Origin of the sequence: Petroclostridium sp. X23, assembly GCF_030013905.1 — a bacterium.
Lineage (GTDB): Bacteria > Bacillota > Clostridia > SK-Y3 > SK-Y3 > X23.
Window position 1 is genome coordinate 3,192,877 of the sequence record NZ_CP124862.1, and the last position, 15,254, is coordinate 3,208,130.

Sequence of the window (15,254 nt, forward strand, 5' to 3'; positions counted from 1 at the left end):
ATATAATACTCTCAAATCCGCTTATATCAATGGCTTAATATGCTTTTTAGTGTTATTCTGTACAACCTGTTATCATGGGATATTTTGCAGTAAAGTTATCAAAATGTTATCAGTTTTTCAGCGTTTTATGTGATGCTATAACATAATATGTAAGTAATCTATCTGTAAGAGTATAATTTTATTTTTTATAAACTGATAACTTACTTACCTATTTAAATTTGTTAACCCATCTAAAAAGTATATTTTTCCTATATACTCTAATTGAGCCATCTTACCCTCACCATACCCTTCGTCCTGTATGAAATTGTCTGCGAAACATCTTAATACAGGATAACTTAATTAAGTTACCCTAATTTTACTCCAGCATTTCCCCTGCTTTTATAGTAGCATTACCAGTTAACCTTGCTTTCACTGGATTTTATAATATATATCTCAATAAACTTCATCCTATCTTTATCAATAAAACTTTCTATTTTTTTACTATAATAGGATCTATGCATATTTCATTGCAATCCTGAATCTTCATATCAAATATTACCTTTTCTATTACCTTGATGCATTCATCAGTATTTTTTAGAATATCCTTCCCCCAGAAACGAATAACAGTCCATCCTATAAATATAAGTTGTTTATTAATTTCATTATCTCGTTCGATATTTTTTTCAATTTTCTTAATCCAATACTGTGGATTATTTCCTTTTTCCAATCTAAGCTTCAGTTCACCCCAATTTTTACCATGAAAAAATTCACTGTCACAAAAAATCGCTATTTTATACTTCGTAAGGACTATATCAGGCTTTCCTGGCAATTTACTATAATTTTTTCTATAACGATACCCTTTATTCCATAATACCTTACGCAATTTTAGTTCAATATTAGTGTCCTTGTATGTAATATTTTGCATATTCTTACGACGTTGTTCTTTTGTTAAATTATCCATTCAACCACTTCACAATCATATTTACTTTTTCTTGTCATACTTATCATAAATTTCAGCAAGTCTAGTAAAATCTTGCTTACAATCCAATAAATCTAACACAACTTCAGCTACAGCTCTTCCTAGAATTGGCGGTACAGCATTTCCAATTTGTTGATATACCGAATCTTTAGTTCCAACAAATTCATATTTATCAGGAAAACTCTGTAATCTAGCTGCCTCTCTAGCACTTATTGCTCTATCTAATGTCGGATGAATCCACATTGACTTACGCACATTAACAACAGTATCTGAAGGTTGATCATACATCAATCTTTTATATATTGTGTTCTGTGTCCTTCCTGGATCCTCATAGTTTGTTTTATATTTATTTGGCAATGAGTGGAAATTTTCTCCCTGTTTAATAACTTCAAACCTTTTTAATGCAGTCTCACTTGTATCAGTACAGACATGATTTCTAATAATCTTGCTATTTTCCTCAATTACAAGTTCTCTGTAAAAACTATTTATCACAGGAATATAATTCTTTTTTATTACCTCATCCATACTTCCTACAGATGGTGGATATCTTTCCAAATCAGCAATAGCTTTTTTTACAGTTACATAATTCTTAGGGTTTGCTATCAAAGGACTCGGTAAATCAACGTTTTTATTTTTAATGCTAGATTTTTTGATTCCAATCATTATATATCTTTCTCTACATTGTGGGACTCCGAAATCAGCTGCATTTAAAATATTTCCGTTAATTTTATATCCTAGGTGTTCAAAAGACTTCTTAATAAAATCTATTACTATATATGACTGCATCCGTACTTGTATCTGATCATTACCAGGCAATACTTCATACACCGCTGCTTGTGCGTTCAACTCCAATATTCCTTGAAATAGCCTCTGTACATCCCAAAACAATTTAAGCCTATTGCTCATATCTGAATTACACTCTTTAGTGTTAATAAGTCCTTGCAACGCCTCGCTAGTATTTCGAATAATATTATTATACCAGTCTGGAAATATCACATTTTTACCAATACAATTCAATATTTCCTTCGCAATTCTTTCATTTATAGATTTCTCTAAATACTTGCCAATTTTATTTTTCTTTTTGTAAATATTATATAAATAATATAATTGTTCTTCATTTAACAACACCATATTTACAAACTCATTGCTCTTGATTAATTGTGTAAGCTCTCTTACTCTCATTCCTTCGTAAAGAATCACATCTCTGTTGTATATTTTGCATCCCAATCGATTTCGTATATGATGTTGGTCATTATATGTTAAACAAAAAGAATGCTTGTTTGAAGCAATAGTTTTAACATTCTCCATAACAAATACATCTGGTTCCAATTCCTTGATAGCAACAACATATCTCTTTACTAACTCATTACTTTCATTGATCAGTCTTCTTTTCTGTCTATTTGCATTTGAAAATCCCTGACAAGGTGGTCCACCTATTACAACATCTATCTTGCCGTGTTCCTTTAAAATATCTTTAAAATTAATTTGCATTATATCATCATAATTCTTAAGGCCAGGATGGTTTTTTATGTATGTTTGTGTTGCATTTTTATTATTTTCTACAATTGCAACAATATCAAATTGTTTTGTCATTTCAAAACCAAGACTTAAACCACCTGCTCCTGCGAATAAATCAACGATTTTATACATAGTTACCTCTTCTATTTTGTAATTATATTAACTTGTTCTTATATCTTGTCTTTAGGAGATTCCAACAATCTACTTTTTTACACCATTGTGTTATATTAATACCTTTGACTTCTGGATTCATAAAATGATTCCAAACTTTAAACACCAAATCCTCAAGTAGTACTGCTAACTCTGGTGTAATTGCTTGTCTTTTCCATATCTCATTATCGTCAACTTTATCATGATAAAATTCTGATAAGAGTGCTATTGTATAATAATTTAATTGAGCCTTGTATCCACCAAAATTTTGTTTTGAAACTATTTTATCGCATTCTTTAAATAGTATAACCTTTGAAATCATACTAATATATGCTTCTTCTTTAGGCTTGTCTATATCTCTTTTTCTAATCATAGATGAGAATTCAATAAAATTAGTCTCCAAGCCCTTACTTACAATGTCCGGATATTTCATCCACGCCATAATACATTTTGCAGCTACCGTTTTTGATATACACATAGATTTTGGATTTTGCTCTTTAAACTTTTTCTTAGTTGCTGGTGTTGGCTGTCTGTTAACATCAACCATATACTGACCTCTAGCTCTCTCATAATACCATCTTAAAGTTGATTTTCCTTCTTCTGATGGTACATATATTTTTCTTGAAAGCCGTTCCATCTCTATATGATATGAATCATTTGCACTAAAGTCAGACATATTTATCTTATTTTGGCTGTTAGCATATTTTGAAATATATCCTATCATTTCTTCAGCTTTGTCCTGATTTCTGATGACTGTCAACTTCATTTGAACATTTACATTACTAATATCGATATTAGACTGAAGGGCATTATAAATTGAAGCAGTTGTTTGTCCACCATTAACTATTTGCCAATCAACAATCTCATTAATTGTAACAAATGTGTCATCACTCGTTTCTTCATCAATCAAAATACTTTTTGCAGTTGTTGATATTCCGTTATTATATGTCATAAACATTTCTGATTCATTGGCTAAGGTACTTTTAAGTCCTTTATTAATCTTACCTGTTGCTTGTAAATAAGATCTAACATTTTTCTCAATAAGTTTTTGGCCTTCATCACGATATATTTCTGCCAAACACTGACCTGAAATTACTCCAATATAACAATCATATATACTATTATCTGGCTTAACCTTTATCATCTTTAATGGGTAATTATATTTATTTTGAAATCTAATAACTAAGTCCTCATGTGTTTTTTTCTGATACAAATATTGACATAACCGCTCTAAATCCCAAACATCAAACTTAACTGATATATTATCAATTTTTATACTTTGTGGTATATCTGGTGCTGTCTCCTTATTAGTCAAAAGAATAATCTTTAAATTCTCTATACTTCTTTCATACTGCTTTATATAGTCACAAATAATATATCCTGGGTCAATTTCTTCAACATCATCGAAATACCCTAATTTGCACATCCTATAAAACTTAGTTGCTTGTCTCAAGTATTTAATTATATCTCCCTTACCCATGCGTGATACTTCAACTCGATTTTCAAATACACTAACAAGAAGCGTTAATGTTTGAAAATATTCATCATATACATATCCATTTACTTTTGCTTTTTCAAAATCCTTTTTATAACTTAGAATATTGCAATTAGCCATAAACGATTCACCTGCATCAATTACATATGAGGCAAAAACATTCGTAAAAGCATCTTCTGTTCCACATTTAGCAGCCTCTTTGTATTCTCTAATCTCCTCTAACAGTTCTTCATTAAACTGTTTCATTTGCTCTGTTATCATTTTATTTCACCTCCTTGTAAAATGATTCTATTGCAATTTGATATTGACTACATGCATCTAGACTTACTACGTAATCTACGCATCCGATACCTTTACTTAATGTCTTAGGTATGATTCTAGGGAATCCTTCTTTAACCTCATAACAACTTTCATCTCTCAGCACAAAGTGGAAATTGTATAATTCAGGAAATTGATATATGTAACCAACTTTAAATAATTTATCAATCAAATCTGTCTTATCCGTTATGCCTAACCTACTAACAATACGCTCTACTATTACTGGTAGAGTTTCACCATCCTGAGTACTTTTCTTAAGCTTTAAATATATTAAAAAAAGTCTTCCTAACAATCCACTATCATCTAATTGATATTCACTACTTATAGATATGTTATCAGGGCCTTTTGCACTAGAACTCTTTACTTCTAATGCATTTGATTTTATGTAAAAATCATGTGCCTCAGCATTAAACCCTGTCCAACATTTCAGCGCCCCATTACCTTTTAAAGCAATAAGTTTTTCTAATACATACAATTCACCATATAGCCCTTGTTGCTTATTTTCTGATAATACAAGCTCTTTTTTATCTTGAAAAAAGCTATTCCACTTATTTAGTACTAAACGCATACTCAATACAAGTTTACTAAAGTCTTCGCATTCATCAATTATATCAATTATATCCTGCATTAATATTAAAAAAATACGTGGTTCATAACCTTGAAGCTGGGAAAAAAATAAATATTGTTTGCTATTACCATTCTCTGCGATTGTACTTATTCTTTGTTCCATACCTTTCCATTTTGGCATTTCTTTTAACTCAGTTATATTATAAGAATCTGGTAAAAGATATCCGACTTCTCCCAATTTACTTTCTTTATGAAGATTAACTAATATGGCACAGCCGTTTTGAAATACAAAACGCCTAGACAATACTTTTGCATTTTGATATTGCAGTTTATCAAAGTCTTGAGAAATATCTTCAAAAATATTAGTCAAAAGCATAATCTTCCTCCCTTGTTGCTACAGGATTAAGTTGGTATGATATTGATTTCCCATTACCCTTAGGAAAAACAACTACCAATCCTAATGGAGTCTTATGATCAATTCCTGAAATCTTGAAATATCTAGTTTCTGAATTTTCATCTCTAAAATTTATAGGATAAATTAATAATAAAGCATGTTTAGGGTCCATTTTTGACCTAATGTTTGCAGCTACTGTTGCTTCATTTCCTTTTTCAGATTTTTTTTCAACGCTCAATGCTTTCTTATAATCAACACTATTTAATCCAAAATATTCATGCCTTTTGGACTTTAACATATGGATTGAACATACTTTAGGGTTATCTTCCGGAAAAGGAACTACACTATTTTGACCAGTTCTAATAATCCCATGTCCTATCTTCACCCCAGCAATATCAATCCCTGGATGAGCCTTTCCTACATTAATTAAGCAAACTGTCCAGTCAATTAATAAATTATCTTTCATCTGTTCTTTAATGTATAAAGAAATATTATGTCCATTCACTTTACTTGCATATTTAGATGTTTGATATTGCTCGAAAAATTCTGCTACTAAAGCTCCCGATACATTTTCCCAGAAATAATGATTGTTGCTCATTGTTTCTCTATTTAATCTTAAAAAATGTTCTTCTGACGTATACATTTTACCTGCTGACAACAATAAGTTTTCAACTGCCTTAAAATTTTTCTCATACTGTAACGAGTCAACATCAATATCTCTTGTTACAGTTAACGTATTACTAAAATCAAGCTTTTGAATATTTCCTGATTTAACTTTTTTCGGACTTGATATTTTTAAATCGGGATGTGTAGCAACTCTCAATCCAAAATCCTTGGGCTTCGCATTTTCTTCACACATATACGCTATTTGATCCCGCAGATTATCTGTAGCAAATGCTATTCTTGCAAACCAGTTATATAGAGTATTAGGTATATACACTCTACATAAATCAGCATATTTATGCCTAAATCCAAACCACCTTCCCATCTGCATTAATGAATCGTAATATTTAGATTCACGCGTAAAATAGCTAATAGATAACCCTTCCAGTGTTAACCCTCTTGAAAATTTATCTCCACCAATTGCAATAACATTATATTCTTTCCCCTCATTTTCTTTATAGCATAAAACGTCCTTGCTATCACCATTGATCACATGTATTTTTACCTTATCCTCATCCATTAAGCGTACTATTTCAGAAAAGACTTTTTTAAACTCAACATCTTCAACACCTTCCATATATTTGGAAAATTTCTTATTCATCTTACATGTCGTCGGTAAATAATCCTCATCCCAAATTCTTCCAATTTCTTTTATTGTCTCTGTATCTCTATCAATAATCATACTTTGCAAAACATCAAAATATTCTTTGACCTTTCTTTGCAACGATGCATGCATATTCTTAATACGAGCTACATGAATTAACATAGTATTAGGCTTATATTTATCGCCTCTACAATTTCGAATTGCAACTGTAATAATAAAGCAAAGTATTGCTTCCCTCAAGCTTATAGGTAACTCTCCAACCTTCTTATTCCTTACATCAATAAAGTTTATCTCTTTAATTTTTCTAGTTAATGGCATTGGCTCAATATAATCATCCCCACTTCCATATCCAAAAAATTCATTTGCTCCAATATACCTGTATGGTTTCGGAAGACTTATAATACAATCAGCTGGAAATAAATCATTTCCTAATTCATCGTGTTCTATGTCATTGGGGATAAATATATTAGCATACGGAGTTGCAGTATATCCCACATATGACTTACAGTCAAAATGGTTCAATAAAGACCTAATTAACTTATTAATAGTTTTTACATCATACTCATCAGTAACATTTCCGTTCTCATCATAATCATATCCTGTATTAACTGATGCTTGATCGGCTTCATCATCAATAAGTAATAATGGATACTTTGCACGCATATACAGTCTACTAGTTTCTGAATCTTCAGATATTTCACTATTACTCTCTATATTTTCAATAAGATTAGTAAGTGTAGATTTTGTTTTCTTTGTTACGATAATGGTAGAAACATCTGGGGATGTTGATATCCCAGATCTTGCCTTTGAAAAATCACCTTTTTCATCTCTAAATGTTAAGGTTTGAACAAAACCTGCATTTATAAGCATACCTACCCCAATTTTATTCTTTTCTGCTCGTTCTCTTTGTTTCTGCCTAGCTGCTGAATCTGTTTCGTAACCCAATACTTCCTCATCAATTCTCGACTGTGTTTGGCTACGAAGATTGTTGTGAAGGCCTGCTAAAACTATTATATATTTATATCCTGCATCAAGCGCTTTATTAATTAATCCTATGTAATTAGCTGTTTTACCCGATTGAACATAACCAACCACCATAGCTCTTCTTTCAATTGCTATACCTGCCTGCGGATTAGCTATTGAATTTAACAATGTGTCTGTTGTGTTATCAATACTTTTTTTTATGGCACTTCTTTCCCAATGCTTATTCTCGTATAAATATTTAAAATATCTTTGCCAAAACTTTAATTTGGGATCATTTTCCTTTCTAAACTCTTTCCACCATGTATCATTTTCAGCATCTTCACCAAGCAATATAACTGGATCTTCCTCTTCTCTTTCTATACTTATTCGTTCATTTAAATAAGCAATTAAACCCTCTATATTATCAACTTCTTCTTTAAATCTTTCTACGGTATCGTGTATTGCATTTTTAATTGCTTCATTTGCATCTTCTAAAAAAGATTTTTTTATTTTTTTATCGCATAGCATATAAGCTATTTGGTACATTTCAAGTTCTTTGTTATCGTCCACTCTTATGCCTCCTCGACAATGCCCATTAGTTTTTCTTTTAAATACGCATACTCTGGCGATTCAGTTAAAACATCATATATCTCTTCATTTTCATAATGCAATTTTTTCAGTATAGCTATTTTTTCCTTTATTAAAAGAATATCTTTTTGTTCTTGATCTTCATCCACAGCTATCCGTAAATTTCCATTGTCAATAACTCCACTCAACATAGATGGCGAATAGTTTTCAATTAATGATAAATAAGTTTTCAACTCCGCTCTTAATTCCTGGCTAATCTCCTGCATGATTCTCATTAACATTGGATGTTTTTTATTTAAATAAAACATATAATTACCACATGCATTTTTTCTTTGCTCCCATACATATTTCAGGCTCGCATTGCTATCTGCATTTTTCTTATTATAAGTTCCTCTAGAATTATAAACAGCAACAGACCTTTCTATCGCCAAATATGCAATTTGTGTTATAGTCTCTTCTATTCCAACTGGTGGAATAGCCTTAGATTTTTTTATATCAATTCCCCATTCAAAATCGCTATCTGAATACATGTCCAACTTAATTCTAGCCAAATTATAGGCTGGTTCTTTCCTAAATTTTCCAAACCAAGTTCCATAAACAATTAACCGTCTATTTCTATATACATAAAATCCTTGATGGTTTAGCCAACCTTTTGGACCTGATGCCAGTCCAAATTCATCTTCGTTAGCAAATTTTGTTTTATGAGGAAGTATATATGGTTCAATTATCACCTGGCGCTTACCATCAAAACATTCTTCCACAAGCAATTCTTGTGTTGCAACATTATATCTTACATATGGGTTCCAAGGAGTTAAAAAATTACTATTAACATATATTTCCAAATCATCTTCTTCCATAAATCTATGAAAAATCATAGATAGATGTCTCTTTACTTTCTTGATTGTTTTATAAAATCTATCTTTAGATTTTTGTATATTATTTGAGTCAATCATTCTATCTAGATTACTAATAACAATTAAAGTCCCTGTATCATATTCATCAAAAGCCAGCTTATCTTTGGTATCTTCAATCAATTCTTTTATTTCCGACTCGTTTTTTATCAGAATATTCCATTTATCTTCATTCTCAACATATTCCAAATCCCATTCTGCATTATAGTAGCAGTCTCCATTTTTTGTTATTACTAATAACTTCTTAGCTAGCGAAAACGAAGCCGTTTTCATACCCATTCCAAATCGACCTAAATCTTTTTCACTACGATAATCATTGGGATCAGTAGAACCAATTTTCATAGATTCCAGAAGTTCTTCTTTTGACATTCCTTTACCATTATCAGCAATTAATATTCTCTTTTCATCCCAATCAAAAAACATTTTAATTTTTGAAGCGTCCGCCGAAATGCTGTTATCAATAATATCCGCAATTGCAGTTTCTTCAGTATATCCTACCGATCTTAAAGAAGCCAATAGCATTTTTGCATTTGGCAATGACTCAAATTCTGTTATTGCACTCATTTAACTATCTCCACCTTTTAACTTGCGTTTCGTGACTTTACTATAACTTTAAATTAATCCCTTGATCAGTACTCACTTGTCTACCTGTTCCATAATATCTGATACGTCATATTCTAAGGCATTACAGATTTTCACTAACATTTCTGTATTGAAATTTTCATTACGCCAAAGTTTTGCTATAGAAGCAGAACTAATTTGAGCCTTTTCACGTAAATCTTTTTAATCATGTCACGATCAATTAGTAATTTCTATAGTTTTTTATAACTTATTCTCATTGAAATCCTCCATAAAGCTTTTAAATATGCTTTTTGATTATTCTCACATATGCATTGCACCACGTGATAATAGTATATCATATATAACTAATGTCTTCCATTATCCAATTATTTGAACGCAAAGTTAAAATTCACATTATTTTAAATAGTTTAGGAAAATAAAGTACATAGTTTATGATATACTCCCCTTATAGTAAGCAGTTTTAATAATAAACTGGACACTAAGTTAAGAGAAAAAAGTGACCGTTTATGAGTACAAGAAGTTATGACTGTTAATTTAAAGATGTCTACAGTAAAATTAGTCTCTGAAGATAATATATCCGTTTCTAAAGTGGAGAAAGAATTATCTATCCACTTCAATAGCCTATACCGCTGGATAAGTGAATATGAAGAATATGGGGAAAGTGCGTTTCCATGGAATAAATACACCCTTTATAATCCTAAAGAGAATATAAAACAGGCTTCCTTACATATTATGTAAAAATGTTATAATAAGAAAAAAGAGGAATTCAATACTTGATTCATATGCGAATACTATTATTAACTATTTCTCTAATAAATCGAACATAAGTAGTCTAATCTTTTCTTGTTTATTCTATGTTTCATAAAAAATATCTCATAAGTCCTATGAATCCTTAATGAAGGTTTTAATAAAGAGTTATTTCTTAACTTTCGGTTGAAGTACTTTTTATTGTTAATGAAAAATGTATATGATAATTTACAAAAAATGTAATTATGATGTTAATAATTAAAAAGGCTATACAAATTGTTTTTGGAAAATTATGAAAGTATAATATATTGATGAGTATAGATAAAAACATGATGAATGCTAGGAACGGCCTATTTTTCTGATTATATTAAACGCAGATTTATAATATATTATTTCTATCTATATAACGCATTAAAGAAATTACAGTAACAGTAGGTTTGGGGTGGTGTATGTTTCCATAAGAGACCGTCCACTGTTTGAACAAAGTGGGTTTGGGCGCGTCTCTGAAGGACACATACTCTACCTCAAAACCATTTACCAATGTAAAAACTTTAATGCGTTATATACTAATTTTATTGAATATAAGCTTTTATAAGCCGTGCAATCACACGTAACTGTTCATCTGAACAATCCTTAATGAGTCCTGCTATCTCATCATGTATATATTCCTTAGCTTGATGGAGAGAGTCCATTAGCACATAGTCAATTGTCACATCTAAAGCGTTGCAAACCTTCACCAAGGTTTCAAGACTTGGTTTTGCTGTTCCACATTCCATATGACTGATATAAACTGAAGATAGGGCTATTTTTTCGGCAAGTTCTTCTTGTGTCATCTTGCTCTTCAGCCGTTCTTCTTTAATTCTCTTACCTAGCTTTTTATAATTCACACTATAATCCATATTATCACCTGACTATAATCTAACAGGTTATAATAAAAATTTACATAAACTATAATTACATATTGTAATTATAGTTTATGTAATATAAAATAGAAATACAATTATGGAAAAAGATGTCGTAAAAACAGGAGGTCAAATTTATGGACAAAAGATTTTGCAGTATAGTAATTATTGCTCTTCTGCTATTAAATTCAGTAAGTATTACATATGCCGCTACCCCTGGTAACAATAACTCTAATTACTCAGAGAACACCTCATCACCTACCATAGTTTTTAGTGATCTTGGTATAGACCATTGGGCTTTTCATTCTGTCTCTGAAATGGTTAGAAGAAATATTATTACCGGATACGCTGATGGTACTTTTAAACCAAATGATGTTATCTCAAGAGGGGAATTTGCAAAGCTTATTGTTAGTGCAGCAGGACTTCAACCTAAGAAAGTCGCCTCTTCTTCATTTGTAGATGTACAAACTACAGATTGGTACTGCCCCTATATAGAGGCTTCAAAAGACTATCTTGAAGGCTACAAAATTGATGATGAGATTAGCACATATCTTCCTAAGATGGATATCCAACGAGTAGATGTTGCTACTGCAATTGTTAAAATAAAAGGATATGATACGAGTCTTTCAGATAAAAGTCTTATCCAAGATATGTTTATTGACTATGAGTTTATACCAGAAGCTTCGAGAGAGTATGTTACTATAGCAGTAAAGAATGGCTTGATGTCAGGATTTCCTGATGGTTCCTTTAAGCCTACAGCCTCTGTTACTCGTGCAGAAGCTGCTGCAATACTCTGGAGGGCATTTATTTATAATGATGATTTAGAACCACTAGATGTTGAGCCTATCAAAGAGCATAAAGAACAAGCTAAGAATATCCCTCCATCTGGTGCTCCGGCTACCTCCGACCAACAAGTTATACAAGATGAGGCTATAAATTCAGGAGAATCAAGCAATCAAGAAACGCAATACTATGATAATTCTAAGGTTTATACGACCGTTGACGGGAAACGGTATTATATGAAAGGAGCCGTACTATATAGAGACGATAAAGCAGTATGTAACTTTTCGTATTTAGAATACACAGGTGAGAAATTTACCTTTAATAAAGAACTTGCCAAGACTCTTATAATAACTGATCTGGCAAATGCAGATGTGAATGGAAATACAATGATCTACGCTGTTGGATTAGTGTTTAAAGTGGATCAGGGAGACCCGGATGATACCTCAAGCTATAAAAACCAGGCTATAAAGGTAGGTATGCCCTATACAGTTGTTCTTTCATACAATACGTTTAATCAAGAGGGGCTGATTGAAGCGTATTGTCCGGCAGGTGATAGATATGATGCAGTATTTAAGTCAGAGTTTAGTGAAGATGCTGAAGCATTTGATAACGGAGAAGCCTATACTTACGAAACTCTCTATAATTATGCAGCTAAAGCTGTACATCCAAGATTAATAATGAGTAACTTTAAAAGTAATACCGCGTACTTTTTGCTGGAAGATTTAAAGAGTACGGTGAAAGAACGGCATATTACTGTATTTGAATATAATCTTGCTGCAAAACATCTTGGAAAGCAAGTCTTTAAGGAACAATTCTATACTACCTTTGGTTTCTTTGAAAAAATAGCAAAGGATGAGGGGCTTAACTACAAGGTAGACCCTACCATGTTCTATCTTAAAGAAACGGATAATAACAAAATAGCTGTATATAACTTTGGAGAAGAAATATCTGTTGCTACAGAATCAGATGTTTCTGTCTTTACAAGGCCGAAATTATTGAAAAAATATTGGCAATATACAGAAAAGCTGAATATTAGATAAATCTACTCTTATTCGCTCATTATTCTTAAAAACCATTATATTAATATCTGCTCTAAAGCAGTAATCGCAGCAAAGGAGACATAAACATGAGTTCAAAAATATGCAGTATCTGTGGTGAGTCCAATCCTGATTCATATAAATTCTGTACTAGATGTGGCATTCAACTGCTGGATATTCTAGAAGGTTCGGCAAGTACCAGTCAGCAAGATCCAAATAGTAAAACCCTTGCAGATGATGAATCAGCTCAACAGCATAATGAAAGCCACATAGAGCTATTAAACGCACCTCAAACAGCTAGTACCAGCAAACAACTACCAAATCTTAGAAGTAAAATCTCAATAACAAATAACCGTATTATTGATTCTATGGTAATTATTGCTGGTGTTGTTGTAGTAGTAAGTATTATCCTGGCAACTATCTTTGTACTTGTAGTAGACAAGCTGGGTTATAACGATACCAACCGTAGTATATTTATAACTTCACCAGAACAACGCAAAGCAAGAGAAATGAACAAGTTGACTAATAACCTTAAGGGGTATTGGGCTGGAATACGGGCTATTGAAAAAATTGAATTAAATGAAAAAGAGCTTGAAGAGTGTAGTACTTCCGTATTGACAAACAAAAATAATCCTATAGAATTCCCTTTTGTGTTTGTGATAAATGATGATGAAACGCTTACCTTCTACTCTGACACTTTTTTGGAAGGCTTTAGATCTAAAAAGATTGAAATTAGTACACATGAAACTATTATTAAATTATCAACAACTCTAGAGGATGCTGGAAATACTTATATTGAACTTATAGGGAATCTATCTAGTGGTAATCAAATACTCGGAGGCACTTATCGTATCCTTAGGAATTATGGGGCTATTAAAGAAATGAGTGGAAGGTGGAAGGTAAATAAAATAAAGTCCGATAAAGCGTTTTTGGACATTCATAGCAAGAATGTATTGACATTTCCTAATAAGCAAAAACAACTGGAATCCTGGATAGATACAGTACTTTTTTTATCAGAAGGAAATGAACAGCAAGCTGTAGATAAAGACTCTACACGAAAACAATCAGAAGATCTTTCACTTCAATTAGGTGTTCAGGAATTAGAAGTCACAGCTAATACCCAAACCGGAAATACTCCTGGGAATATAATGAATAATGGATTAGTTGCAAAACAGGGGGATTGGATTTATTACTGCAGTGATGGAGAGGGACTCTACAAAGAAAGGATTGATGGGACGAATAGAGTTAAGTTAAGCGATGATTGGGCGGAATTTATAAATGTGGCAGGGGACTGGATTTACTATACAGCCTATTCCGGCAGAAGAGGTAACTCTGCTTTTTATATGATGAAGACTGACGGTTCTAATAGAACCGAAATAAATAATAAAGCTCCACGTTATTTTTCTATAGTAAACAGTACATACTACGGCATTGAAGGCGACACACTTAGAAAAGGAGAACTGGGTAATACAGAGCTACCTATCGACCTGGGTGATGGAAATATTCAGTACATCAATATTATTGAAGAATGGATTTATTATACGAATACAGATGATGAGAACAAATCATATAAAATGAAAACGGATGGTAGCAAGCGTATTAGGTTAATTGACGATAGTGCAAAGTACCTTAATGTAAATGATGGGTGGATTTATTATATTAATGAGAGTGACAGTAATAAACTCTATAAGGCACAAACAGATGGCTCTAATAAAATAAAGTTAAGTAATGATATCGTCGAATCTATAAATGTATCAGATAATTGGATTTATTATGTTAATGCTAGTGACAACTATACTCTTTATAAAGCTGATATTAACGGTAGCAATCGTGCTAAGTTAAATAACGATTATTCAGAATCAATCAATGTGGTAGACAATTGGATTTATTATATTAACGGCAGTGACAATTATAAACTATATAAAATAAAATCTGATGGCAGCGATAACCAAGCTATTAAATAAGCTATATTCAGTAAAATCCTTAGATTTATTATTGACACAGATATACATATAAATAATCAAATTCTGTATAGAAAGGTGAGGTTACAACATGATAACATGTGCTAAATGTG

At 31.6% G+C, this 15,254-nt stretch carries 9 protein-coding genes and 2 pseudogenes; 3 read left to right on the plus strand and 8 right to left on the minus strand.

Translation table 11 applies throughout. The annotated features are described in order from the left end of the window. Nucleotides 1-469: 469 nt before the first annotated feature. From QKW49_RS15140 to QKW49_RS15170, 7 genes and pseudogenes are all read right to left on the minus strand, one after another. Nucleotides 470-940, minus strand: coding sequence for a very short patch repair endonuclease (locus QKW49_RS15140; protein ID WP_282863514.1), 471 nt, complete (start codon nt 938-940; stop codon nt 470-472). A gap of 21 nt (nt 941-961) precedes the next feature. Next, nucleotides 962-2,608 (minus strand): DNA cytosine methyltransferase, encoded by a 1,647-nt coding sequence (locus QKW49_RS15145; RefSeq protein ID WP_282863515.1) that lies wholly within the window; start codon nt 2,606-2,608, stop codon nt 962-964. Between the two features lie 22 nt (nt 2,609-2,630). Next, nucleotides 2,631-4,382, minus strand: a complete 1,752-nt coding sequence (locus tag QKW49_RS15150) for an AIPR family protein (RefSeq protein ID WP_282863516.1) — start codon at nt 4,380-4,382, stop codon at nt 2,631-2,633. A 1-nt stretch (nt 4,383) separates the two neighbouring features. After that, on the minus strand, nt 4,384-5,382 hold the full coding sequence (locus QKW49_RS15155) for a PD-(D/E)XK motif protein (protein WP_282863517.1): 999 nt from the start codon (nt 5,380-5,382) through the stop codon (nt 4,384-4,386). After that, entirely contained in the window at nt 5,369-8,200 is a 2,832-nt protein-coding gene (locus QKW49_RS15160) for a Z1 domain-containing protein (RefSeq protein WP_282863518.1), read from the minus strand. Before QKW49_RS15160 ends, QKW49_RS15155 begins: the two co-directional genes overlap by 14 nt. 2 nt (nt 8,201-8,202) lie before the next feature. Further along, nucleotides 8,203-9,693 carry an ATP-binding protein gene (locus tag QKW49_RS15165; protein WP_282863519.1) on the minus strand — a complete coding sequence of 497 codons (1,491 nt, stop codon included), beginning with the start codon at nt 9,691-9,693 and terminating at the stop codon, nt 8,203-8,205. Between the two features lie 72 nt (nt 9,694-9,765). After that, nucleotides 9,766-9,920: pseudogene (locus QKW49_RS15170) on the minus strand (helix-turn-helix transcriptional regulator). 313 nt (nt 9,921-10,233) lie between these two features. Here QKW49_RS15170 and QKW49_RS15175 point away from each other — a divergent pair. Further along, nucleotides 10,234-10,389 (plus strand): annotated as a pseudogene (locus QKW49_RS15175) (transposase); the annotation flags it as partial. Nucleotides 10,390-11,030: 641 nt separating this feature from the next. Here QKW49_RS15175 and QKW49_RS15180 read toward each other — a convergent pair. Continuing rightward, a complete protein-coding gene (locus QKW49_RS15180; RefSeq protein WP_282863520.1) occupies nt 11,031-11,357 on the minus strand; it encodes a helix-turn-helix transcriptional regulator in 327 nt (108 codons plus the stop codon). Between the two features lie 140 nt (nt 11,358-11,497). Here QKW49_RS15180 and QKW49_RS15185 point away from each other — a divergent pair, with 140 nt between their 5' ends. Both QKW49_RS15185 and QKW49_RS15190 read left to right on the plus strand, forming a co-directional pair. Then, nucleotides 11,498-13,183, plus strand: a complete 1,686-nt coding sequence (locus QKW49_RS15185) for an S-layer homology domain-containing protein (RefSeq protein WP_282863521.1) — start codon at nt 11,498-11,500, stop codon at nt 13,181-13,183. A gap of 86 nt (nt 13,184-13,269) precedes the next feature. Then, nucleotides 13,270-15,144, plus strand: coding sequence for a DUF5050 domain-containing protein (locus QKW49_RS15190; RefSeq protein ID WP_282863522.1), 1,875 nt, complete (start codon nt 13,270-13,272; stop codon nt 15,142-15,144). The last annotated feature ends 110 nt before the right edge of the window (nt 15,145-15,254 follow it).